3 protein-coding genes are annotated in these 3,179 nt (G+C 66.5%); 2 read left to right on the top strand and 1 reads right to left on the bottom strand.

The window, feature by feature from the left end; all coding sequences use genetic code 11:
• Positions 1 to 201: hypothetical protein (locus WAW85_RS07850; protein ID WP_422559066.1), on the top strand; the 201-nt coding region annotated here is incomplete at its 5' end.
• Positions 202 to 279: 78 nt separating this feature from the next.
• Here WAW85_RS07850 and WAW85_RS07845 read toward each other — a convergent pair.
• Positions 280 to 1,974: an FAD-binding dehydrogenase gene (locus tag WAW85_RS07845; protein WP_422559065.1), complete on the bottom strand. Its 1,695-nt coding sequence runs from the start codon at positions 1,972 to 1,974 to the stop codon at positions 280 to 282.
• A gap of 196 nt (positions 1,975 to 2,170) precedes the next feature.
• Between WAW85_RS07845 and WAW85_RS07840 the strand changes: the two genes are divergently transcribed.
• Positions 2,171 to 3,136 (top strand): alpha/beta hydrolase, encoded by a 966-nt coding sequence (locus WAW85_RS07840; protein ID WP_422559064.1) that lies wholly within the window; start codon positions 2,171 to 2,173, stop codon positions 3,134 to 3,136.
• Positions 3,137 to 3,179: the final 43 nt, after the last annotated feature.

Raw genomic sequence — 3,179 nt, 5'->3', positions numbered from 1 at the left:
GAAGAGTACTGGGCCCCGGATGTGCCCGAGGCACCGACTGTCGTCGAGCCGGTGATCGACTCGACGGCCGATACCATCACCTTCGAGCCGGTCATCGACCCCAATCCGATCGCCGACATCCCGGTGGATCCGATTGCGGACACCACCGTCATCGAGCGACCGGGCACCGACGACCAGCCCCGCGGTCGACACGGTCGGTAACCGCCGATAGATACTTCGAGCCCGGGTCCGCTGAGCGGACCCGGGCTCGTGGCATCTGACCTGCTCGGCCGCTCGGCGTCAGACCCGTCGCGCGGCGGCCCGGCCAGCGGCCCGACCGGAGAAGATGCAGCCCCCGAGGAAGGTGCCTTCCAGCGCGTTGTAGCCGTGCACACCGCCGCCGCCAAAACCGGCGACCTCGCCGGCCGCGTACAGCCCGGAGAAAACCTGACCGTCCGGACGCATCACCTGCGCGTCGAGGTTGGTCTCCAATCCACCGAGCGTCTTGCGGGTGAGGATGTTCAGCCGCACCGCGATCAGCGGACCGCGTTCGGGGTCGAGAAGGCGGTGCGGTTTGACGGCACGGGTGAGCTTGTCGCCGATGTAGTTGCGTGCATTGTGGATCGCCATGATCTGGGCGTCCTTCGCGTACCCGTTCTCCACCTGAGTGTCGCGGGCCGAGATGGTGCGCTCCAGTTCTTGTAGATCGATGCGGGCGCCGTCCCGACCGAGCTCATTCATACCGGCCACCAGGTCGGGCAGATTGTCGCGCACCACAAAGTCGACGCCGTGGTCCATGAAGGCTTTCACCGGGCCGGGGATCGACTTAGACAACCGGCTCTTCGCGGCGGTCGCGAGCGACTTTTCGGTAAGGTCCGGATTCTGTTCCGAACCCGAGAGCGCAAACTCCTTTTCGATGATGTCGCCGGTCAGCACAAACCACGAGTAGTCGTAGCCGGTGTCCAGGATCGCCTTCATGGAGGCATTCGTGTCGAAGCCCGGGAAGTTCGGCGGTCGCAGGCGGTTGCCGGTGGCGTCGAGCCACAGCGACGACGGTCCGGGGATGATCCGGATCGCGTGGTCGGGCCAAATCGGATCCCAATTGTGGATGCCCTCGGTGTAGTGCCACATCCGATCGCGATTCACCAGACTGGCGCCCGCGCCCTCGGCGATGTTCAGCATGCGCCCATCGACGTAGGCCGGAACGCCAGCGATCATGTGCCCCGGCACCGGGCCGAGCCGCTCGGTCGGCCAGTTCTCGCGAACCATCTCGTGGTTGTGGCCGATACCACCGGTGGTCACGATCACCGCGGGAGCGCGCAGCTCGAAGTCGCCAATGACCTCACGGGAGCTGGCCACGCCGCGCTCAGTGTCCGACGACTCCAGCACGGCGCCGCGCACACCGACCACCGTTCCACCCCCCGACTCCGCCGAAGCCCCGTCGACGATCAGTTCGTCGACTCGATGCCGGAAGCGGAACTCGACGAGGCCCTTCTTCGCTGCCTCCAGAACCGGCTCGACAAAGACGCGGACCACCTCGGGCCCGGTGCCCCAGGTGACATGGAAGCGCGGCACCGAGTTACCGTGACCGTCGGCAAAACCGCCACCCCGCTCGGCCCAGCCGACCACCGGGGTGAACCGGAGGCCGAGAGCGTGCAGGTAGTCCCGCTTCTCGGTCGCCGCGAAATCGACATACGCACGGGCCCACTGGCGCGGCCAAAAGTCTTCGTCCTCGCGATCGAAGCCGGCCGAACCCAGCCAGTCTTGCAGCGCCAGCTCCGGCGAATCCTTGATGCCCAGACGCCGCTGCTCGGGACTGTCCACCAGAAAGAGACCGCCGAGCGACCAGAATGCCTGGCCACCCAGGTTCGCGCGATTCTCCTGATCGACAACCACGACCTTCTTGCCCGCTTGCGTCAGTTCATAGGTGGCGACCAGTCCGGCCAGCCCCGAACCGACGACTATCGCGTCGGCCTGCTTCTCGCTGTCACCCACGAGTGGTTCTCCTGTTCCCCGGGTGTCGGACACACGATCGTGGCCCGTCTCACAGCCTATCGAGAATTGGCCGGTCCCACCTTTTGCCCTGCCGTTATATCTCCGTTACTCTTGGCTTTCGTAGCAGTCCCCGGGACCTTGTACCCGGCGGGACAACCGTGGCCGGATCGGCCAAGATCGCGCGAAGGAAACCTGTATGTTCTCCAGCGTCCGCAAGCGTCTGCTTGCTACCGCTCTGGTCGCAAGCACCGCCCTCGGTGGCGCCGCGGTCAGCACCACCTCCCCCGCCGAAGCCCGTGGCTGCGCCGGAAGTGTTGAGCGCGTCCACTCCGCCGCCATGAACAAGTCGATTCCGGTGTGCGTCGTCGGCGCCGGCGCGCCCGGCCGCGGCACCCTGTACCTGCTCGACGGCCTGCGCGCCTCGAACGGCAACAGTGGCTGGAACATCGAGACCAGCGTCTCGAGCTTCATGCGCGGCAAGGGCGTCAACGTCGCCATCCCGTACGGAGGCGGCGGCAGCTTCTACACCGACTGGGAACAGCGCGACCCGAACCTCGGCCTGAACAAGTGGGAGACTTTCCTCACCCGCGAGCTTCCGAACTACATGTCGCGCACGCACGGTGCCGCCCGCAACAAGAACGGCATCGCTGGCCTCTCGATGTCGGGAACGTCCGCGTTGAACCTGGCCTCGCGCCACCCCGGCCTGTACAAGGCCGTCGCCTCCTACTCTGGCTACCCGACGGTCACCATGCCCGGCTTCACCCAGGGCATCCAGGCCTCGGTCGCCGAAATGGGCGGCAACCCCAACAACATGTGGGGCATCTACCCCGCCGGGGAGTGGGCCGCCAACGACCCCTTCCTCACCGCGGGCAACTTGGCTGGCAAGCGTGTCTACATCTCCGCAGGCACCGGGCTGGGTAGCCGCTACGACAGCTCGCTGATGCCGGGCTCGGCGGGATTCAACGCGGTCCGTTTCGCGCAGATGGTTCCGTTGGAGGTGGCCGCGTCGGTGAGCAGCCAGTTGTACATCGCCCGCGTCGCGCTGGTGCCGGGGGTCCAGCTGACCACCAACATCACTCCGGACGGCGACCACTGGTGGACCTACTGGCAGGCCCGCTTCCAGCAGTCCTGGAACACCACCTTCGCCCCGGCGCTGCGCTGAGCGCACCGGACAGCTTTTCGGCCGAGGCCGGGTAATCGTCACG

This window comes from Gordonia sp. (in: high G+C Gram-positive bacteria) (assembly GCF_049299075.1).
Lineage (GTDB): Bacteria > Actinomycetota > Actinomycetes > Mycobacteriales > Mycobacteriaceae > Gordonia.
The sequence above is the reverse complement of the archived record's forward strand: the minus strand, read 5'-3'. Positions and strand labels throughout refer to the sequence as shown.